The sequence below is a fragment of the Clostridium nigeriense genome (genome assembly GCF_050585245.1).
Taxonomy (GTDB): Bacteria; Bacillota; Clostridia; order Clostridiales; family Clostridiaceae; genus Clostridium; species Clostridium nigeriense_A.
The window spans coordinates 622815-645315 of record NZ_JBNOOF010000001.1; the positions used below are offsets into that span (position 1 = coordinate 622815).

The following is a 22501-nucleotide window of genomic DNA, read 5'->3' on the forward strand; positions in this document are numbered from 1 at the left end:
TCTACTTCTTCTTGTTTTGCTTCTTCTTTTTCTAAGACCGCTTTTGCTTTTTCTAATGCTTCTTTAAATAGATTCCAGCTTTCTTCTGTATAATTTCCTTGCTCTTTATCTTTATTTGCCTTATATGCTTCTTCTAATTTTGTTTTATTTACTACTACTGTCTTTTTTGTAATTATACCAATACTTGCAGTTAAATTGTTGGTGTTAATTATTGAACCATCGTCAGGTAATATTAATTTACCAATAGCACTATATTTTCCAACTTCATTCTTATTATAATTATCACTTGTCCATTTTACTGCTATTTTTTCTTGACTATTATCAGATAAAATAACATTTACTTCACTTGGAAGCTTTAATTTATTGAAATCTATACCAACTTCTGTTTCTATTTCTTCAATTACTGACACCTCTTTAATTTCCACTGGCTTAACTCTAATTGTTAGAGAATCTTTATTTGTCCCATTTTCCTTCAATACGATTTTTACATCTGATATTATTGGTTCATCATCATTTACTATAGGTGATCCATATCCATCCGTAAAATATAAATCACAATTGTCATATTCAACAAACACTTTCTTTATATTAGCTACTGTCAATCCTCTAGGAACATTAATTAAATATTTATTCCCATTTTCCTCTACTATTTCCATATCAGTGTTTTCAATTGTTTCTTCTGTTAATTTTAATTCTACTTTTTCATCTTGTGATGCATCCTTTAATATAAATTTTGCATCTGCCCAATCACATTGATCATGCCCATTTGTAGCTCCAGCATTTGCTATTAGCGAAACTTTCTTTACTCCTTCTGGAATTTCTAAATCAATATATCTATATGGATCTTTATATGTTAACTCTCCACTATTGTAAACTTCTTTATCATCAAATTTAACAGTAAAAGTTATAGAACTAGATTTTTTTCCAGATACTTTGTTATAAGAAATAGTTGCATAGGTTTGAAGTCTTTCAACATCATATTTGCTTATATCATATACTATAGCCGATGTCGCATGTGTACCTATTCCTTTTTCAAACGTTTCTAATCCATTATCTGTTTGTATCTTTATTGGAATATTTTCAATAGTTTTGTCCTTAACTATACTTGCACTTGCATATCCAATAGTAGCAGATTCCCATGGAATATCTGATAAATAAAGGTTTTTAGTATACACAAAGTCAATAATATATTCACTAGAATAACCCAAACTATTACTCGCTTTAATAACAGCTTTTCCTGGAATACTTGCTGCCTGTTCTATTTTGATTTCAACATCTTCACTAGCAGCTGTTGCAGTAACTTCTGGTGCTCCATTAGCAGAATTTTTATATGATTTATAATACTTTATATCATTACTAAAATTATCTATTTCTTCACCATCAATTTCTATAGAGTCTAAAAGCTTAGTTTCATCATTAAATATAACTTTACTTTCATTCATAAGCTCTTTTTCAGTTTGATTGCTTACTGGTTTAATTCTAAATATATGTGTATAATTTTTATTAGCTTGTAATGAGTACTTACTTAATACTACTGGTCCACAACTTCCAGTTCCCAAACCCATTTGTGCATAGTCTAATGTTACAACAGTATTATCAGTTCCCTTTAATTGATATGGATGACCTGCCTGTTCTAAATCTTCTTGAGTATTGTGAAGGGCACTAAATTCCATGGTATTCAAGGAATCAAATAATAATCCATCACCTTCACTATCTGTTACTGCTAACCATCTTGTATCAGTCTTATTTCCTGTTTCTTGAGGCTTAACAAAATTTATAAACTGATCACTGACTGTACTATTATAAACTCCAACATCGTATCCAACTTTTCTATCACTATAACTATCTGAAGGACCTCTTCCATACCATGTAAGATTTTCAAATCCACTTGACATCTGTAACCTCATACCAAAACGTGGTAAGTCACTTAATCCTGCTCCTGGTGATAATGTGTTTTTAACAACAATATCTCCACTTGAATAAACTGCATAAGTTATTGTGTTCTGTGAGCCATCAACAGTAGTCATATTTAACCTTGTTGTAATATACACAACTTTATCACTTTTTATTATACTTACATCCACTACTTCAGAATTAGTTACTGCATCCTTCCATTTAAAATCTTGAGTTTTATCATTATCAGTTAAAGCTCTCCAAGTGTTAGTTTCTAATGAATCAGCTATCATTTCCTTTCCATTAGCTATAAATGAAATCATTTCACCATTTTTCTTATCAAAGGTAATATTAAAGTCTTCACCTTCTATAGTTAAAGCTTCATCAGTATCATTAACATTTTTAAATTCTTTCATATCAGCTGTATCCAATGTTTCTAAACTTCCACTAGTGCTTTCATAATCTAATTTAAATTGCTCACTTGCAACTTCATGACCTGCTTCTGACCAAGAATTACTTTTTGTTGTAACAAATTTTATATTTATGAAATACTCTTCTCCATCATTTACTTGCGGCTTATTAAATGGAATAGTAATATCTTTATAACTTTGAGGAGCTACATCTATAGTCATATCCCCTGTTTGAATTATTTCTCCATCTTTAACTAAGTCCCATATCATTATATATTCATTTAAATTAGTATCTAGATTTTCATTAGTTATAGTAACTATATTATTCTCTAAATCCTTAAGTTTCATTTGAATTGATTGATATACTTTTTTAACCTCATATAATTCAGGTTGTGCTGTTCTATCTGGTGAAATTATTGCATCAGCGCAGAAATTTTTATTGCCTGATGCTGTTTCCTCACCCCAATCACCATCATATGCCCAATATGTTTCACTTGGATTTCCAGGTATAGGAGTGTTTATAGAATGATCTACCCATTCCCAAATAAATCCGCCTTGAAGATTATCATAACTTCTAATAACATCCCAGTAATCATTTAAGCTACCTAAACTATTTCCCATTGCATGTGCATATTCACACATAATAAATGGTCTTGAATTATTTTGACCTCTTCTTAATACTGTATCTATATCAGGATACATCATTGATTCCATATCTGTATATTCATTTGCATTCCAACCTTGATAATGAATTAATCTTGTTGAATCGTTTTCATTGAAATATTTAAGCATTCCATTTATAGATTGTCCAGCACCAGTTTCATTTCCTGGAGACCATATAAGAATTGAAGGATAATTCTTATCTCTTTCTAACATATTTTTAGCTCTATCTAAACATGCTTCTATATATCCTGGAATATCCCCTGGAACTCCATACTGCCCTCTTCCATTATGAGATTCAACATTAGCCTCATCCATAACATATATTCCATATTCATCGCATAAGTCATAAAATACTGGATCATTTGGATAATGTGATGTTCTTACTGAATTTATATTATTTTGTTTCATCAATTCTATTTCTTCTCTCATATCATCTTCTGTTAAGTATCTTCCTGTATCTGGATTTGTCTCATGTCTATTAACACCTTTAAATGAAATTATTTCTCCATTTAAAAGCATTTCTTTTCCTGTACTTGATAATTCAAATTCTCTAAATCCAACTCTAACCGATGTCGTTTCTATAGAATCTTCTCCTCTTTTAAGCTCTAAAACTAAAGTATATAAATTAGGATGTTCAGCCGACCACTTTTCTGGATTTACTATTTTTTGATTTAAATTAGCAACCTTTTTATCACTATCTCCGTCAAATACAACTTCTGAAGATAATGGTGTTGTAGTAACTATATTGTTATCTGAATCATACAATGTACCAACTACTGATAAATTTTCCTTTGCATTCATTTCAGATCCTAGATCTCTAAGCTCAACTTCTAAATTTAAATCAGCATTTTCATAGTTTTCATCTAAATCTGTTACTACTGTAAAATCTCTTATTTCAATATTTTCCTTTGCTGTTAAATATACATCCCTAAATATTCCCGAAAGCCTTAATGCATCTTGATTTTCAATATAACTAGCATCACTCCATCTATATACTTCTACAGTAATTGCATTTTCTCCCTCATAATTTAAAGCTTCACTTATGTTAAATTCATCTCGTGTGTAACTATCCTCTGAATATCCTATATACTCACCGTTTACCCATAAATACATAGCAGATTCTACACCTTCAAAATTTATAAAAACCTCTTTCCCTTTCCATGATGGATCTAAGGTAAAAGTTTTTCTATAGGTTCCAACTGGATTAAATTCTGTTGGAGCCGTTCCAACTACATCTTTCTTTCCTTCAATTTTTATCCATGGATAATTTTGATTTGAATAAATTACAGGATCATACTTAAAGCTACCATCTGCATTGAAGTTAACTTGCCAACTTTTAGGTACAGCTATGTCATCCCATTCACTATCATCATATTCTGTTTTATTAAAGTCTGAGTCTTTTGTAGCTATTCTATCCTCTGGTTTTTCAGCCCAACTAAACTTCCATGTCCCATTCAATAATTCATACTTAGATGATTCTTCCTTATTTCTTTCAAGTGCTTGTTCAACATTGTCATAGTTATAAAATGTCGCCCTAGCTTCTTCCCTATTTACTTGAAATACTCCAGGCTGTCCATTCCATTCTGTTGGACCTTCACCTACACTTGCAGCGAAGGCTACACTTTCACTTATACTGGTAAATAAAATTGTTGTACTTAATAAAAATGCTGTAACTTTCTTACTAATCATTCAACCTACCCCCTTATTTAATATATTTATATTTTTCTGTAAATGTTTTCCTGTTAATTTTATACCTATCATCATCTATTAACAATATAAAATTCTACTTAAAAGTATTGAATATATTAACTAATAACTTCTTTATAAAAATCAAGAAGAATAAAATAAAGGAGTAGATTCTACTTATAAAATCTACTCCTTTATTTTATTCTTCCTCATTCATTATTCCTAATTTGTCAAAAATCATAAATGCTATTCCTAATACCATTGCTACTATAGTTGCAAGTCCCATTCCTGTAAATTCTACAGTTCCTATTGTAATAGTTATACCACTTAGTCCCACTATAAAAGTTACTGATGCAAGGATTAAATTTCTTGATTTTGAAAAGTCAACTTTTTCTTCAATAAACGTTCTTAATCCAGAAACTGCTATAGTACCAAATAACAAGAAGCTTACTCCTCCAATTACTGGTGTTGGTATTGTGCTTATCAATGCTGATAATTTTCCTGAGAATCCTAATATTATTGACATTATCCCAGCTCCACAAATTATATATACACTATATACTTTTGTTAAAGCCATAACTCCGATATTCTCGCCATATGTAGTTGTTGGTACTGAACCAAACATACCTGAAACCATAGTTGATAATCCATCCCCTAATAAAGATCTATGAAGACCTGGATCCTCAATTAAATCTTTTCCAACTATGCTGCTAGTTACTTTTAAATGCCCTACATGCTCCACTATAACTACAAATGTAGCTGGTAATATAGTAAGGATAGCTGTAGTATCAAAGTGTGCTAATTTTATATTTGGAATTGTAAAGAAAGATGCATTACTTATTTCTGTAAAATTTACAATTCCCATAAAATAAGCTGTTATGTATCCAACAATAATTCCTATAAGTATTGGTATTACCTTTAAAAATCCTCTTAATAACACATTACTTAATATTACTGCTGCTAATGTTACCATTGAAACTATTACCCAAGTTGTATTTAATGTAGGCGAATTACTTCCTCCAACAGGGAAACCCGCCATATCTGCTGCTGTCCCCGCAAGTTCTAGTCCTATTATTGTAATTATTGATCCCATTGCCGCTGGTGGAAATAATTTATTTATCCATCCAATACCAGTATATCCGACAATAATAGCAACTACTGCAAATAGTGCTCCTGATGCTACGAATCCACCTTGAATAGTTTGAAAATCATACCCTTGACCCATAAGTAAAAATACTGGTGCAAGGAAAGCAAAGCTTGATCCTAAATATGCAGGTATTTTCCTTTTGGTAATAAATGCATATAATAGTGTTCCTATTCCATTAAAAAATAAAACTGTTGCAGGATCCATTTTAAAGAGAATTGGAACCAATACTGATGATCCAAACATTGCAAATAGATGCTGAATACTTAATGGTAATGCTTTTCCAAATGGTACTTTTTCATCTACATCCACCATTAATACTTCATTATCTAGATTTTCTTTCTTTGACATGTTAAACTCCTCCTTCTTAGTCTCTCGGACTAAATTAAAGTATTCTCATAAAATATATCACCATTTTGAATATGTTTCAACCTAAGATATATACTTTTATTAAAAAATATATATCTTTTTTTAATAAGTTTATATAAATTAAATAATTTTCATATAGAAAATAATAAAAAACTATCAATTAAAAATCGATAGTTTTTTGTTATTTTTTATTATTTAACTATTACTTTTTTGTTTTGAAAGAATTATAGGAAGTGTAGTTAACATAACTAAGATTATTAATAAAATTATAGCCATAGTATTACTTGATGCAAATCCAACTGGTATTTTTGGAGTTATTATTCCTGATACTTGTAATATTATTCCTAATAATCCTATAATAGATCCTCCTGCTACAAGTCCAGATGATAAGCTTATTCCATTAGAAACTCTTACTTCTCTATCATGCTCATCTTTACTCATTTTTTCAACAAATACACGTATTAATGCTCCAACTAATATTATTGAAGTTGTTGATATTGGTAAGTAAAAACCTATAGCAATAGTCATTATCGGTAAATTTAATAGGAATAAGAACAATGCCATAACAATTCCTACTAAAATCATTGGCCATGGTAAATCACCTGACATTATTCCTGAAGTTAATGTAGCCATTAAATTTGCTTGTGGTAATGCAAATTGGGCTTCTGGCCCAGTTACTGCTAATTGGCTAGATAACACCATTATTGTTCCTGTAACAACAACAACTCCTACTATACTAGATATAGCAAAAGTACTTAGCATCTCTTTTCTACTACCACCTATAATATATGTAACCTTTTGTGATTGACTATATCCTCCTGCTACAGATATAGCAACAACCATAAATGCAGCAAATAATAATAATGATTTATTATCTGCATTAGTAGTCCATCCCATTATAACAAATACTAATGTCAATATAACTAATGAAGCTATAGTCATACCTGATACTGGAAGGTTAGATGTTCCTATTGTTCCTGTTAATCTACCAGATACTATTACAAACAATAAGGATAATATAAGAGAAACTATAGTTGCAATTATAGCCATTTTAATACTTTGAGATACTATAAATGCTGATACAAACGCAATAACAACTCCTATTAAAAGTACTATTATTTCACCAGAACTTTTTTCAGAATTAGAATCATTACTTGATTTAGCTTTTACTGTTTCTCTTATAGATACAATAATTGTTGGTATAAGCTTTAATGCTCCTATTAATCCCCCACAAAGCATCATTCCTGCCCCTATATATTTTACGTAACTTCCTGATATTGAATTTACATCAATTTGATGAAGTAATATTGAAGCATCATTCCAAGAGTGTATATTCTTATCTGCAAAATCAGTAAAATAACCTATTAATGGTGCAATACCAAAGTTAGCTAAGATAGATCCAGCAAACATAGTTAAAGAAACTTCTAATCCAACAATAAATCCAATTCCTAATAAAAGAGGATTCACTTCAGTAGAAAATTTCCACTTATAAAATTTACTTCCCACATAACTAATAGTATTATTAATTATATTTAAAAATGATCCAGTTAAAAGATTTATAATACCACTTATTCCAAATCCAATTCCCATGAATTTTATAGCATCTCCGCCACCTTCTGAAGCAACAAGTGTTTCAGATATAGCCATCGATTCTGGATACATAAGCTTTCCATGTTCCTCAACAATTAAATAATCATAAACTAGTGATAGGCATCCTATACCAAATAGAACCCCTCCTACACCTACAACTAAACCTTCTATAAAAGTAATATTATTTCCTATTAAAATAATTGCAGGTAATACGTAAATCATACCACTTGCTATAGATTCACCACCACTTGACATTCCTTGAGTTATATTTTTACCAAGTATTCCTTTACTACGTGCAAATACTCCTATAAGCATTGAACCTATTATGGCCCCAGGTATTCCAGCTGCAACAGTTAATCCAGATTTCATACCAGAATATGCAGTAGATGCAGCAAATATAGCAGATAATACAACACCTATAATAATTACTGATAAATTTGCTCCTTTATTGGATTTGTCAGTTATATATGGAACATATTTTTTTCCATGGACACCTCCATAAGCTTCTTTAGGTAATTTCTTTTTCATATGTACTCTCCTTTTTATTTATTCATTTGTTTATAATTAGTATATCCATTTTATAAATTAACATAATTCTACATTATATTATTTATAAAATACTTTTTTACTCTTTAGGAAATTATAAAGATGTTACCCTGTGAATAACTTTTTATAATTTCCATCATTCAGTTTTGAAGTATTAAAATATCATAGCAAGGTGACTTGGAGCGAAGCGACGGAACCTAGATATGATATTTTAATACTTTTTTATTATGCCAACAATAGATAAAAAAGAAAATACTTTTAACGATAAAATTTGATCTAACTAAAATAATAGTATTATTTATTATATTCAGAAAATATTGAAATTAAATATAATAAAGATTAAAATTAAAATATTAAGCATTAAGGGGGTTAAACAAATGTCAAATTATAGTATATATTTACCGAGTTATAGCGTAGGAGTAAATTGTTATAGTGAAATTCCTTATGTTATAAGAAAATATGGAAAAAAAGTAGCTGTTATAGGGGGTAAAACTGCTATAGAAAAATCTAAAGAGGAATTATTAAAGGCCATTAACAATTCTGATATTGAAATATTAGATTTCATATGGTATGGTGGTGATTCAACTTATGAAAATATTGAAATCTTGAAAAATAATCCAATTGTCCAGAAGTCAGATATGCTTTTTGCTGTAGGTGGTGGACGTGCTTGCGATACAGTAAAGACCTTAGCTGATATGGAAGATAAACCATTTTTCACATTTCCAACACTAGGTTCTAACTGTGCTGGTACTACAGCAATTTCAGTTATATATAATAGCGATGGAACATTCAAAGAATATTATTATATGAAGCAACCATCCTATCATACTTTTATTAACACAAAGATTATAGCTGATTCTCCTGAAAAATTACTTTGGGCAGGTATAGGTGATGCATTATCAAAAGAATGTGAAGTACTTTTTGCTAGTAGAGATAAATTTATGTATCATACACCATTAATTGGTGTATGTATGTCAAAAATATGTACAAATCCATTAATTGAATATGGTAAAAAAGCAATAGAGGATTGTAAAAATAATATTTCATCCTTTGAATTAGAACAAGTTGCTTTAGATATCATAGTATCTACAGGAATAGTATCAAACTTTGTAACTCATGAAGGACAAAAAGACCCTAAAGATAATTATTACTATAATAGTTCCTTAGCTCACTGTGTATATTATGGCACATCACTAATTAAAGCTTGTGAGAAGCATCTACATGGTGAAATAGTTTCTTTTGGAGTTTTATGCCTATTAACATATGATAATCAAATAGAAGAGCGTAATAGAATTATGAAATTCAATAAAAGCGTAGGCCTTCCTATTACCTTAAGTGACATAAGTCTTACCGAAGATGATTTAGATATAATTGCAAAGAAAGCTTCAACTTCAATTGAATGGACTTATGTGCCAGGCAATCCAACCAAAGAAAAATTTATTCAAGCAATTAAAGATACAGATAAAGCTGGAAGACGGTTTAAATAATCAAAAGCAGTAGAAAGATTTTATAATAATCTTTCTACTGCTTTTATTTATATGTCTTAATAAATTTACAAAATATATAATTGAACTTCTATTATATCTATAAAAGGCTCTTATCAGGCGTAACTAATATCTTAACATGCTTTTTCTTTTCTGGACCTGTTAATGCACCAAAACCTTCATCTACTACATCATCTAAAAGTACTCTTTTTGTTACATATCCTTCTGCCTTTATTCTTCCATCATTAAGTTCTGCAATAGTAGCTGGGAATTCATGTCTATAAGCTAAAGTACCAATTATTTTCTTTTCAGAAAATACTAAAGTATTTGGATTAAAACTTACATTATCTTCCCATATACTTGTAACAACCATAATTCCTTCAAATTTTAAACTCTCTAGTCCTATATCAAATCCAACTTGAGCTCCTGTAGTTTCAAAAGCTACATCAACACCTACTCCATTAGTAAGTTTTTTAACTTCTTCTGGTATATTGACTTCATTAGGATCTAAAACTAAATCTGCACCTGCTCTTTTAGCATATTCTTGTCTTATTGATTTTCTTTGTAAAACTATTACTAATTTTGCACCTGCTGATTTTAAACATTCAATAGTTGCTAATCCTATTGGTCCACATCCTAATACTATAGCTGTATCACCTATTTTAAAGTTTGCAATTCTAATAGAATGTAAAGCAACAGCCATAGGTTCAACTAATGCTGCCTTTTCATATGACATTTCATCTGGTATCTTATGAACAAATTCCTCTGGAAAAACTGTATATTCAGCAAGTCCTCCACCACTACCGCAAAGTCCATGGAAACCTAAGGAAGAACATAAATTATATTTTCCTTCTAAACATGCTGGACATTTTCCACAAGCAACTATCGGTTCTACTATTACTCTATCCCCTATTTTAAACTTAGTAACACCTTCTCCTATCTCTACAACTTCTCCTGAAAACTCATGCCCTAATACAACTGGTGCAGTTGTTCCGCTTAATGGATGTGGTTGTCCTACTGGAATAAATATTGGACCATTTAAATATTCATGTAAATCTGACCCACAAATTCCACACCATTTAACTTTGATTTTAACATTATTTTTTGTTACTTTTGGTTCTTCAATTTCCTCTACTCTAATATCTTTCTTTGCATACCATAATGCTGCTTTCATACATAATCCCCCCATATTTTATTGTTAAATTATTCACATATATTAATAGCAATAATAGTGCCAAAAAAAGACACTTAGTTACTTTTTTATATTTTTTTAGCTAACTATCACTTATTCACTCTAATTTTGTCATTTCATAATCATAAGAAATTCCCCATATTAGAAAGTATAAAAACAAGTGTATCAAAATGATACATTTATTTATTCTTATTTTGATACACTTGTTTTAAATTCTCATTTTGATACATCAATTTCATATTTTTTTATTTTTCTATATAAAGTTGCTCTTCCTATCCTTAATAATTTTGCTGTTAACTGAATATTCCCATTACATTTTTCTATAGCAGCTCTTATTGTTTTTTCTTCTACTTTATCAAAAGGTACTATTTCATTCTCTTTAATACTAATATCATCTTTGTTTTTAATACTATCCAACTTACTATCATAATATTTATTGCTAATATTCTTAAGTTCACCTTCACTTAGATAATAATCCCTTTCAACAACATTTTTTAGCTCTCTTATATTACCAGGCCAATCATATTTTTTTAATTCATCAATATATGATTGTTTTATATCTATAAATTTATTATTGTTTTTTTCATTTAACTTATTAACAAAATATTTTACAAGTAAATCTATATCATCTCTCCTTCTTCTAAGTGGTATAGTCTGAATCTCCATTACACTTAATCTATAAAATAAATCTTCTCTAAAATTTCTTTTAACTATTTCATTTCTAAGCTCTCTATTAGTAGCTCCAATTATCCTAACATCAAATTGTTTTTCGTTTATTCCTCCCACTCTTACTACTTTTCCATTATCTAAAACTCTAAGAAGTTTACTTTGCATATCTAGTGGTAATTCTCCTAATTCATCAAGAAAAATTGTTCCGCCATCTGCTAATTCAAACTTACCTGGACGGCCTTCCTTTAAAGCTCCTGTAAATGCGCCTTTATCATATCCAAACAATTCACTTTCAACTAACTCACTTGGAATCGATGCACAATTTACAGCAACAAAGGGACCTTTTGAACGATTACTAAAATTATGTACTGATTGTGCAATTAATTCTTTTCCTGTTCCACTTTCACCTTGAATTAATATATTACAATCACTTTTAGAAGCCTTTTTAGCAAAGCTAATAACATTTTTCATTTCTAAATCATTTGTGATAATATCTTTAAACTCATATTTAGCTCTATATCCTACAAACTTATTTACTAACTTATGAACAACTTTCACTTCAGTAAAAGTTATTACTGCACCATTACTTTTTCCATTATTATACAATGAAAAAATATTAATAATACACTTAATATTTCTATCATTAATAGATATATCACACTCATAATTATTTAAAGACTTCTTTTCCTCAATAAATCTATGAAAGTTAATGCCAGTTAAAATTTTATTAATATCCGTATCCTTTACATCCTCTAAGGAAATATTTAAAATTTTTAATGCACTTCCATTTATTCTTTTTATTTTCATATCTTTATTTATTACTATCATTCCCTCTGATATTGAATCAAAAGTTATATTAAGTAAGTTATATGAGGAAAGTAAAGCCATTTGTTTTTGCATAGATTGAGCTGCTGCAGTTACAATCCCTAAAGTATGAGAATGAGCATTATAATAACTTCCTGACATATTAATGCATCCGATTAAATTATCGTATTCATCATAAATAGGTGCAGCAGAACAGGTCCAAGAATGTTGATTAACACCATAATGCTCTGCACCTATAGTTTGAAATGCTTTATTAAGATATAAGGCAGTACCTATAGCATTAGTTCCAACAACTTCTTCAGACCATAGTTCACCTTTAATAAAATTTAGTTCCTCTCCCCTCTTCAATATATCTTTATCTCCTATTACATCTATAATATATCCATCTTTATCTGCTAAAAATAGAGCAAATCCAGATCTAGAAACCATACTGTAAATACTCTCCATTATGGGTCTAGCTATATGTATTAAATCACTGCTTTTCTTAATTAACTCATCTATATTAGGATGCCTAACAATTCCTTTTCCGTTATAAGGATCAACACCATTTTTCTTACATCTTATCCATGAATCTATAATTTCAGTTCTAATTTTTGAATTTATCTCGCCTGTAGAAACAAACTCTTCCCATGCTTTTTTTATAAATTCTGAGTAATTCCCCATATTTATTCTCCATTACTTATAATTATTTTTAAAATTACTTAAATACTAATTTTTTGGTATTTTAATTATAACACTTTAATTATAAATACAAAAATAACCAGAACTGCATTACTACATTTCTGGCTATTATTTATTTTTATATTTCGCTTTTTATTTCTTTTTTAAAGTCTTCTATTTCTATTCTTCTTTTTTCTAATCTAGATTTTTCACAAGCATAAGACATAAGATGCGATTGAATCGATTGTTCTACGCTTGTTCTAGGTTCCTTTCCTGAACCATTAACTACATTTATGAAATCTTCCATTAATCCTACATCTCCGCCTCCATGGCCTCCTACTATTCTTTTAGGTTTTATTATTGTTATGTTAGATTCTGAATATTCATCAATTCCATGTTTTCTAACTATTATTTCATTATCCCTTGTATTTGCATAAATAGATCCCTTTGTTCCAAAAAGCATTGTTTCTCTAAACTGATTATGTGTAAAAGCTGTTACAGTGAAAGTTCCCCTAACTCCATTTTTAAACTCCATTACTGCTACTTGATTATCACAAACATCATTATCTTCAACCTTCCATACACAAGTTCCATAATTTGTTTTATCTAACACTTCTTTAACAGTTTCATAAGTAGGATTTGCACATAATGTATTCACAGGCCAAACATTTCTACAATTATCTAAATAAATTCTTTTGGCTGAAAAAATACACTCTTCATTTAACTTACATTCTAGACACTTTTTTGCACTTTCTTTTGGAGCATTTTCTTTTTTAAAATAATTTAAATCCCCACTTGAATAAACTGCTGTACATTCATCATTTATAAGCCATGTAATAATATCCATATCATGACAAGTTTTTGCTAGTATAAGTGGTGATGTTTCCTCAGAATTTCTCCAATTTCCTCTTACAAAGCTATGTGCCATATGATAATGTCCAATATTCTCTTTGTGATCAAATCCAATTAAATCTCCAATTACCTTTTCATCAACTAATTCTTTAATCTTTTCAAAAAACTCTGTATATCTTAATACATGACATACCATAAGATTTACACCATTTCTTTTAGCACATTCCTCTAAATCTAAACATTCAAAAGCATCTGGTGTCATAGGCTTTTCAAGTAAAACATCATACCCCAAATTTAATGCCTTAACTGTAGTCTTATAATGTTGCTTATCTTGATGTGCAACTATAATAGCATCACATACTTTACCAAACTTAAAGAATTCATTTTCGTCTTCAAAACACATTTCTGAATTTATATTATGTTCTGCAGCTAATGCCGCTCTTTTATTAGCATCTGGTTCTATAACAGCCACATACTTTATTTTATCTTGATTATTTAATACATAGTTTCCATAAGCATGCCTTCCTCTAGAACCAGCTCCTATAACAGCTACTTTTATAACTTTCACAATACCACTCCCCTTATAATTTCTGTTTATTTTTCTATACTTCTTAAAGCTAGAATTGTTTCATTTATTAAATAGTCTAATTCCCATCCAAGCATATTTGCTCCTCTTTCAATTACATCTCTTGAACATCCAGTAGCAAATCCCTTACTTTTATATTTCTTCTTAACAGACTTTAATTCTAAATCTTGAACACTTTTTGAAGGTCTCATTAGTACTACTGCTCCTATTAGTCCTGTTAATTCATCAACAGCATAAAGTACTTTTTCCATTTTATGTTCTGGTTTAATATCCACTGTAATTTCATAACCATGGCTTGCTGTAGCATGTATAATTTCTTCACATACTCCTCTTTCTCTCATGATTTCCTGTTCTTTTATACAGTGATCCTCAGGAAATTTTTCAAAATCTAAATCATGAAGAAGTCCAACTATTCCCCAGACTTCTTTTTCATCTCCATAGCCTAATTTTTCTGCAAAATACTTCATTACGCCTTCTACTGTTTCTGCATGTTGTCTATGAAATTTTTCTTCATTATACTCGGTTAATAGCTTCCATGCCTCTTCTCTTGAAATGTTACTCGTCATAAATGCTCCTCCTCCCCTTATTAAATTTATCTAAGCATTAATCTTAAATAATATTAATTATAACACTTTAACAGTAAATACAAAAATAGCCAGAACTGTTTTATTACAATTCTAGCCATTATATTTTTATATTTCACTTTTATGTTAATTTATTTTTCATTCTTACCATCAATTACTGTAATTTTTTCAGATATTGAAGTTTTTGGACGTGCATTAGGAGTCATATCTGGATATCCAACATGTAGAATTGCTGCAATCTTCTCTCCTGGCTTAGCCCCTACCCTTTTCCTAAAATATGGTAAAGTAAGGTATGAATCAGTTTTCCAGAATACACCTATACCTCTTTCCCATGCTGCAAGTTGGAAATTTTGAATTAATGCACTAGTAGCTGCATAATCTTCTTCTCTAATAAAAGGATTTGGATCTTCAGGCATTACTACAAGAATATGTGCTGGAATTGAAAGAAAATAATTTTTCATTTCCTCTGGGCTCTTTTTCATTTTTCCTCCCTTTGATATCACCTCTGCCATTACATCAGCTAATTCTTTAGTACCTTGTCCATTATAAATAATAAATCTCCACGGCTCTCTTAATTTATGATTTGGAGCCCAGCTTGCAACTTCTAATAAATCACTTAATAGTTCTGTTGATACAGACTCTTCTTTAAACTTTCTTATTGTTCTTCTTTCACTTATTAATTTTGACATAGGATATTCTACTGTCATATTCATCTTTCCTTCCTTTTTACATATATTCATTACTTATATAAAACCGTATTTTTCTTAATTTGTTAGATATCTAACAATGAAACTATACTATAACTATAAAATAACTATTTATTATATTATTGAAAATAGATATTAATTGATATTAATTCTCATTAATATAATTATAATACTATTTATTTTAAATTACAATAATATTAATATTATTTAATAATTATTGTAATTTAAATTTATATTTATATTTATGGTTTTACTATAATTAAATTGTTAGTTAGCTTTATATCTAAATCATCTTCTGTAATTAAAATTACTTTCTCATAATTTTCTTCTATTCTGGATTTATTATAAAAATAATATTTAACTCCATTATGATAAAAAATACTTCTTTCATTAATTAAATAACTTCTTTCATCACTGCAATAAATAGGACTTCTCGTTGTACTTTTAAAGTAAACATCTCCTTCTAAATATGATGCTATTCTTGATGGAATATATATATTTTCTCCATGCCCTAGCACTAATATCTTTTTATTATCTCCTATTATTTCTTGAATTTTATTTGCTGCTTTAATACACTCTTCCTCAGTTTTTTTTATATCATCAAAATCTACTCCAAATCTACCTGTAAATTTTAGATATTGTCCTTTTCTACTTAATATATTTAGATAATTCACATTCATTTTTTCAGATAATAAATTTTCTTTCTTATAACAATAAACATTATTATCTTCTACCTCAATATCTCCTGATATTAAAGCTCTAACTTCTATTTCTACTTTATTCTTTCTTATAAAATCTTTATATAAATCCCTATACTCTATGTTTCTCCAATCTAAAATAGTTAAAATTTCATATTTTCTAACACCTGTATTTCTTTTTAATTCTTTTATTATATTTAACATAGATTTTCCAGTAGTAATTTCATCATCAACTAAAATTATTCTATCTGCCTCTCTTAATTTATAAATATCCTCTGGAAAACATTTATGGGTAGTTGCATGTGAATGTTCTTCTTCAAAGTTAAGAAATGACTTTATTCCTTCAATATTTTCTCTTGTAGTTGTAACATAATAAGAATTTTCTATTGCCGATGCTACTGACATTCCTATGCCTGTAGCTGTTTCTGCAAATCCTATAACTACTAATTTTTCATTAGTTCTATAAGTTAACTTCATAACCTCATTAACATTAATATCATTATCTTTATAATTTTTTATATAATTAATTAAGATACTTGTCTCTTTAGTTGTCCCTAAAATAGTCGAAACTAATAAAAAGCCAGTAACTCTACATATATTTGGCTTTACTTCTATATGCTTACCTAAAACCTTACTAATAAATAAAAAATTTCTTTTACTATTATTATCTCTATAACCTATAGAAACTAAATCATCTAAATTTAAGTCATAAACATTCTCTTTTATATTAATCTTCAATTTTACTTCCTACCTTACTAAATAAATCATAATAACTTATTTCTTTATTCAAAACACCAAAAATCTTTGCTCTATTTCCAATTCTTTTTGCCCAATTATAATGTGGTGAGATTTCATTCATTTTATTATTACTATATCCCTTAAAGACTCCTCCAAGCTCTGAATTATTTAATATATTTATAGCATCAATATAATCTTCATACTCTACTGAATATAAAGAATTTACATATATTCCTTGAGTTGGATGAATAATAGTCTTTCCACAAAATCCATTTTCCTTATCTAATTCTATTTCTCTAATTAGTCCTTTGACTTCTTTAGAATTTATACCTGATGAAAAATATTCCCATACAGGAGCTGAGACTATATAATCCTCTTTACATCTTCCAAAAATATTTACTATGTCGCAAAGACAATCATTTATAACACCAATATCATATATACTTCTACTTACACTTCTTCTTAATCCGAATTTTGAAGAAAAATCAGTTCCCCCTACTCTAATATTTAAAATAGAATCTTTATACCTATCTATTAATTCCTTTAGATATAAAATCTCTTGAGTTCTATTTTCCTTATATACTATTTCTTCACTCTCAAGAATAGGCATTCCATAAATTTTCTCAGCAAATTCATTTTCTATAGCTTCTAAATGTCCTAAATAATATGCTCCATTCTTTTTATTAAACTTAGGAAATATAAAACCAGTAATTATCTTCAATTGGCCCTTAGATAACTTAGATGAAAAATTAATAAAATGAGAAACACTTCGTACCCTAATAAAAATCAATGGAAGTATATTTTTACTTATATCTCCATTGATTAAATCATAACTTAATTTTTCTAAAGAATCTAAAACATTTTCCTCTCCAACTTCAACATCACTTTCTTTTATTGAGTCCTCAAAGCAAATTGTAATAGTACAAGTATCTTTAATTTTTTCTAATTTTATTTTGCTATATATATCCATTAATGCATTCATATATAAATTAGAGCCTACTGCGTATTTTAATAAATCCTTATTAGTATATTTATTAAAATCCAGAGGCTCTTTAAAAAATTTATCATTACTAATACTTTTTAAATGTCTCATATTAACACCTTCACCCTTATAATAAATTCAATTTTTAATTTATTCAAACTCAGGTAGCTATATGGTATTATATTTTTATTCATTGCTTTTTATTCTAAAATCATTTAAAAACTAAAAAAAGAAATTATAAAAAGTTATTCACATGGTAACATCCTTATAATTTCCTAAAAAGTAAAAAAGTTATATAGAATTTATAAAACATTTTTCTATATAACCTTCAATATCTAATTATTATTACTAAATAAACCAGCACCTTTCACTATTTCTTGTTCATTAAATAAATTTAATACTGCTTCATTATAATCCTTTAACTTTTGTGACTTCTTTATCTTCTTAGCATACTTCTTATTATTAGAAAATATATAAATCATATATCCCCAAAGTTCTTTCATTCTATATAAAGCAATATTATCATCTTTAAATACTTCTATGTAATTAAATAAAATATCATCATGAAACTTTTTTAATAATTCTTTATCTAATACAATATTATTATTTATTTCATTAATTAGTCCTGGATTTGCAAGTATTCCTCTTCCTAACATTAATTCATTTACTTCTGGAAAAGACTTTATAAAGTTTTTATAATCATCTGATGTAAAAATATCTCCATTATAACATATAGGGTTAGTACTTAAATTTATTGCGTCTTTAAAGACTTCTAAATTAGGCTTATTTCCATAAAAATCTTGCCTAGTTCTAGGATGAATTATAAGTTCTTCTATAGGATATTTATTGAAAATTTTAATTAATTCATAAAACTCTTCTGGACTATCCTTTCCTATTCTAGTTTTTATAGATATTTTTATATCATCTTTCTTATATATCTCTTCTAAGAAAATATCAAGTTCTTCTCTTTTAGCTAGAAATCCAGATCCTCTTCCTTTTGATACAACTGTTCCAGATGGACATCCTAAATTTAAATTTACTTCATTATACCCTAATTGCTGTAATTTTATTGCAGTATTAATAAAACCTTCTGAATCATTAGTAAGTATTTGAGGAACTATATTCATTCCCTGATTATTTTCAGGTAAAACATCTCTTAATTCTTTAGTTTTAAAACTTTTACTACTAGTTGGAACAATAAAAGGTGTAAAATATTTATCAATATTATGAAAAAACTTTTCATAAGAATTTCTATATACGTGTCCTGTAATTCCTTCCATTGGTGCTAAATAATATTTCATTTAATATCTCCTTTATAGTTAATATAGAAATATTATATCAGCCTTCTTTTTTATCATCCACTTATTCTAAATTTTTTATAAAAAACTGAATAAAAAAATAAAAATGCTCCTATTATGATAGATAAAACAAAAAATTATCTATCATAATAGGAGTATTTCATGATTAGTTAAACTGCACTCTCTGTATTACTTTTTCCTACTGGTAATAATAAACCCGATTTCTTTAATATTGGTCTTATTGCATTATAAATAATTACTACTAATATTGTAGAAACTACTGCATTTATAAAGGTAGTAACTGCACTTAATTTAGCCAAAATAGCAGCTGCATCTTGAGGCTGTCCTAATAAATATTGCTTATAAAAGAATCCTACAATAGGATCTGCTACTACATTAAAAGCTAACCCTCCAATAGATGCAATAATGCTCCATCTAAAAATATATTTTTTATCATTACTTTCACTTATTTTCGCAATTCTATGAGCAATTAATCCTGTAATCAATCCAATACATAATTTTAAAATAAATGTCTTAGGTGCTACAGTTATATATACTGGATCAAGTAAATCTGCAATTGTCATACCTATTGCACCTGCTAATCCCCCATACCATCCTCCAAGTAATAATGCAGCTAAAACACAAAATGCATTTCCAATATGAATTGAACTTGCATCCCCACTTGGTAGTGGAATTTTAATTTGTAAATAAGTAAATGATACAAAACATAATGCTGCTAATAATGCTGTTTGAATTAATTTCTTAAACCTTATTTGATTATTCAAAGTAATTACCCCCTTGTATTTATAAAACTTATAATAAATTTTACAACTTAGTGGAAAACAAGTCAATTGTACCCATACAATTGTAAATGAAATGTTTTTAATATATTTTATATAAAAATATATTGACAAATCAATTTCCACAATTTAGAATTAAAACAATTAATTGAAAAGCAATGATGGAGAGAAGTAAGAAAAATAACCACTAACAGTGAGCTGGAGATAGTGTGAATCCAGTGGCAGGACTTTTTTGAATAACACTCCGTAGCTGCAAACTGAAATATCAAAAGCCTTATATATTTTTATGGGCTAAGATAAAGTAGGAGCGACGTATTCCATGCGTTATTTGGATACCAGTAGTGGCTGGGAAGTGACCGATTAAGGTAAATTAGGTGGCACCGCGGATAAGCATCAATTCGTCCTATTATTAAGATGAATTGATGCTATTTTTATATCTAAAAGGGGGCTTACTTTTATGTGTACAATTATGTGTTATACGGGAACAGACATAACTCGTGAAAAATTTGAAGGAGCATTAGAAAGGACTGAATCTAGAGGTCCAGATATGTCAAAGATTTTTGATTTACCATCTGGTATTTTGGGATTTCAAAGACTTTCTATTATGGATTTAAGTAATAACGGAATGCAGCCATTTACAAATAATAAAGATGCTGCAATATGTAACGGTGAAATTTATGGTTTCCATGAAATTAAAAAGGACCTAATAAAAAAAGGCTATAAGTTTATTTCTGATAGTGATTGTGAAGTTCTACTTCCTATGTATTATGAATATGGATTAGATATGTTTTCAAAATTAGATGCAGAATTTGCAACTGTCATTTATGATGGGGAAAAAGACAGTTATATTGCTGCTAGAGATCCACTTGGAATCCGCCCACTATTTTATGGTTACTCTAAATCAGGTAATATTATGTTTGCAAGTGAAGCAAAAAATTTAGTTGGTTTATCTGATAAGATTATGCCATTCCCACCAGGGCATTATTATGCTAATTGTGAATTCACATGTTATTGTGATATCAGTGAAGTAAATGGTGGATACTTAAAAGATGATTTAGAAATTATTTTTAAACAAATTCATGATAAATTAGTAAAAGCTATAGAAAAACGTATGGATGCAGATGCACCTGTAGGATTCTTATTAAGTGGTGGATTAGATAGTTCTTTAGTATGTGCAGTGGCTAAAAAGTTATATCCTGAAAAACAAATTAAAACCTTCTGCATAGGTATGACTGAAGATGCTATTGATTTAAAATATGCAAAGGAAGTTGCAGATTATATAAATAGTGATCATAAGGCTTTATATATGACAAAAGAAGAAGTAATTGAATCATTAGATGAAGTTATTAAAATTCTTGTAACTTATGATATTACAACAATAAGAGCAAGCATGGGAATGTATTTACTTTGTAAGAAGATACATGAAACTTCTGACGTAAAAGTACTTTTAACTGGTGAAATTTCTGATGAGCTATTTGGATATAAATATACAGATTTTGCTCCAAATGCAGAAGAATTTCAAAAAGAATCACAAAAAAGAATTAGAGAATTATTTATGTATGACGTACTTCGTGCAGATCGATGTATAAGTTCAAATTCTCTAGAAGCAAGAGTACCATTTGGCGACTTAGATTTTGTAAAATATGTTATGGCAATTGATCCAGAAAAGAAATTAAATAAATATAACATGGGCAAATATTTATTAAGACGAGCCTTTGAAAGTGATTATCTTCCTCTTAATATCTTATATCGTGAAAAAGCAGCCTTTAGTGATGCTGTAGGTCATTCAATGGTAGATTATATAAAAGAATATGCAGAATCCAAGTACTCTAATGAAGAATTTGAAAACCTATGTGAAAAATATAGTTATCACTCAAAACCATTTACAAAGGAATCACTATTATATAGAGAAATATTTGAAAAATATTATTCAAATCAAGCAGAAATGATTGTAGACTTCTGGATGCCAAATAAGTCTTGGGAAGGCTGTAACGTAAATGACCCTAGTGCAAGAGTTCTCTCAAACTATGGTGCTAGTGGCAAATAAGTAATAAGGAAGTAAATAAAATGCACATCTATTATTAAAAATAATAATGGGTGTGCATTCATTATGCTTATATATAAA

The 22501-nt window shown here is 28.6% G+C and carries 14 protein-coding genes and 1 other annotated feature; of the genes, 2 read left to right on the plus strand and 12 right to left on the minus strand.

The window, feature by feature from the left end:
* The 3 genes from ACQPUY_RS03015 to ACQPUY_RS03025 all read right to left on the minus strand — a co-directional run.
* Positions 1–4655: glycoside hydrolase family 2 TIM barrel-domain containing protein (locus tag ACQPUY_RS03015; RefSeq protein ID WP_430839438.1), on the minus strand; the 4655-nt coding region annotated here is incomplete at its 3' end.
* 196 nt (positions 4656–4851) lie between these two features.
* On the minus strand, positions 4852–6147 hold the full coding sequence (uraA, locus tag ACQPUY_RS03020; protein ID WP_430839439.1) for a uracil permease: 1296 nt from the start codon (positions 6145–6147) through the stop codon (positions 4852–4854).
* A 213-nt stretch (positions 6148–6360) separates the two neighbouring features.
* Positions 6361–8283 carry an OPT family oligopeptide transporter gene (locus tag ACQPUY_RS03025; protein WP_430839440.1) on the minus strand — a complete coding sequence of 641 codons (1923 nt, stop codon included), beginning with the start codon at positions 8281–8283 and terminating at the stop codon, positions 6361–6363.
* A 395-nt stretch (positions 8284–8678) separates the two neighbouring features.
* On the opposite strand from ACQPUY_RS03025, the gene ACQPUY_RS03030 reads away from it, so the two are divergent.
* A complete protein-coding gene (locus ACQPUY_RS03030) occupies positions 8679–9788 on the plus strand; it encodes an iron-containing alcohol dehydrogenase family protein (protein WP_430839441.1) in 1110 nt (369 codons plus the stop codon).
* 97 nt (positions 9789–9885) lie between these two features.
* Here ACQPUY_RS03030 and ACQPUY_RS03035 read toward each other — a convergent pair whose 3' ends face one another.
* The 9 genes from ACQPUY_RS03035 to ACQPUY_RS03075 form a co-directional block, all read right to left on the minus strand.
* A complete protein-coding gene (locus tag ACQPUY_RS03035) occupies positions 9886–10959 on the minus strand; it encodes a 2,3-butanediol dehydrogenase (protein ID WP_430839442.1) in 1074 nt (357 codons plus the stop codon).
* A 234-nt stretch (positions 10960–11193) separates the two neighbouring features.
* Positions 11194–13134 (minus strand): sigma-54-dependent Fis family transcriptional regulator, encoded by a 1941-nt coding sequence (locus ACQPUY_RS03040; protein WP_430839443.1) that lies wholly within the window; start codon positions 13132–13134, stop codon positions 11194–11196.
* Positions 13135–13270: 136 nt separating this feature from the next.
* Positions 13271–14551: a Gfo/Idh/MocA family protein gene (locus ACQPUY_RS03045; protein WP_430839444.1), complete on the minus strand. Its 1281-nt coding sequence runs from the start codon at positions 14549–14551 to the stop codon at positions 13271–13273.
* A 26-nt stretch (positions 14552–14577) separates the two neighbouring features.
* On the minus strand, positions 14578–15135 hold the full coding sequence (locus ACQPUY_RS03050) for a hydrolase (protein WP_430839445.1): 558 nt from the start codon (positions 15133–15135) through the stop codon (positions 14578–14580).
* Positions 15136–15284: 149 nt separating this feature from the next.
* Positions 15285–15893, minus strand: coding sequence for a nitroreductase family protein (locus ACQPUY_RS03055; protein ID WP_430839446.1), 609 nt, complete (start codon positions 15891–15893; stop codon positions 15285–15287).
* A gap of 209 nt (positions 15894–16102) precedes the next feature.
* Positions 16103–17296: a phosphoribosyltransferase domain-containing protein gene (locus tag ACQPUY_RS03060; RefSeq protein WP_430839447.1), complete on the minus strand. Its 1194-nt coding sequence runs from the start codon at positions 17294–17296 to the stop codon at positions 16103–16105.
* Complete coding sequence (locus tag ACQPUY_RS03065; protein ID WP_430839448.1) at positions 17286–18389, minus strand: HpcH/HpaI aldolase/citrate lyase family protein; 1104 nt, start codon at positions 18387–18389, stop codon at positions 17286–17288. The genes ACQPUY_RS03060 and ACQPUY_RS03065 overlap by 11 nt, the downstream gene beginning before the upstream one ends.
* 224 nt (positions 18390–18613) lie before the next feature.
* Positions 18614–19579 carry a tRNA dihydrouridine synthase gene (locus tag ACQPUY_RS03070; RefSeq protein WP_430839449.1) on the minus strand — a complete coding sequence of 322 codons (966 nt, stop codon included), beginning with the start codon at positions 19577–19579 and terminating at the stop codon, positions 18614–18616.
* Positions 19580–19746: 167 nt separating this feature from the next.
* Positions 19747–20361 carry an ECF transporter S component gene (locus ACQPUY_RS03075; RefSeq protein ID WP_430839450.1) on the minus strand — a complete coding sequence of 205 codons (615 nt, stop codon included), beginning with the start codon at positions 20359–20361 and terminating at the stop codon, positions 19747–19749.
* A gap of 164 nt (positions 20362–20525) precedes the next feature.
* Positions 20526–20785: a binding site (T-box leader), on the plus strand.
* A 48-nt stretch (positions 20786–20833) separates the two neighbouring features.
* Here ACQPUY_RS03075 and asnB point away from each other — a divergent pair.
* A complete protein-coding gene (asnB, locus tag ACQPUY_RS03080) occupies positions 20834–22423 on the plus strand; it encodes an asparagine synthase B (protein ID WP_430839451.1) in 1590 nt (529 codons plus the stop codon).
* Positions 22424–22501 lie beyond the last annotated feature (78 nt).

Coding starts and splice junctions, on each gene's coding strand:
- ACQPUY_RS03035 (WP_430839442.1), bottom strand. CDS start 10,959: ATGAAAGCAGCATTATGGTATGCAAAGAAAGATATTAGAGTAGAGGAA.
- ACQPUY_RS03070 (WP_430839449.1), bottom strand. CDS start 19,579: ATGAAATATTATTTAGCACCAATGGAAGGAATTACAGGACACGTATAT.
- ACQPUY_RS03025 (WP_430839440.1), bottom strand. CDS start 8,283: ATGAAAAAGAAATTACCTAAAGAAGCTTATGGAGGTGTCCATGGAAAA.
- ACQPUY_RS03030 (WP_430839441.1), top strand. CDS start 8,679: ATGTCAAATTATAGTATATATTTACCGAGTTATAGCGTAGGAGTAAAT.
- uraA (WP_430839439.1), bottom strand. CDS start 6,147: ATGTCAAAGAAAGAAAATCTAGATAATGAAGTATTAATGGTGGATGTA.
- ACQPUY_RS03050 (WP_430839445.1), bottom strand. CDS start 15,135: ATGACGAGTAACATTTCAAGAGAAGAGGCATGGAAGCTATTAACCGAG.
- asnB (WP_430839451.1), top strand. CDS start 20,834: ATGTGTACAATTATGTGTTATACGGGAACAGACATAACTCGTGAAAAA.
- ACQPUY_RS03040 (WP_430839443.1), bottom strand. CDS start 13,134: ATGGGGAATTACTCAGAATTTATAAAAAAAGCATGGGAAGAGTTTGTT.
- ACQPUY_RS03055 (WP_430839446.1), bottom strand. CDS start 15,893: ATGAATATATGTAAAAAGGAAGGAAAGATGAATATGACAGTAGAATAT.
- ACQPUY_RS03065 (WP_430839448.1), bottom strand. CDS start 18,389: ATGAGACATTTAAAAAGTATTAGTAATGATAAATTTTTTAAAGAGCCT.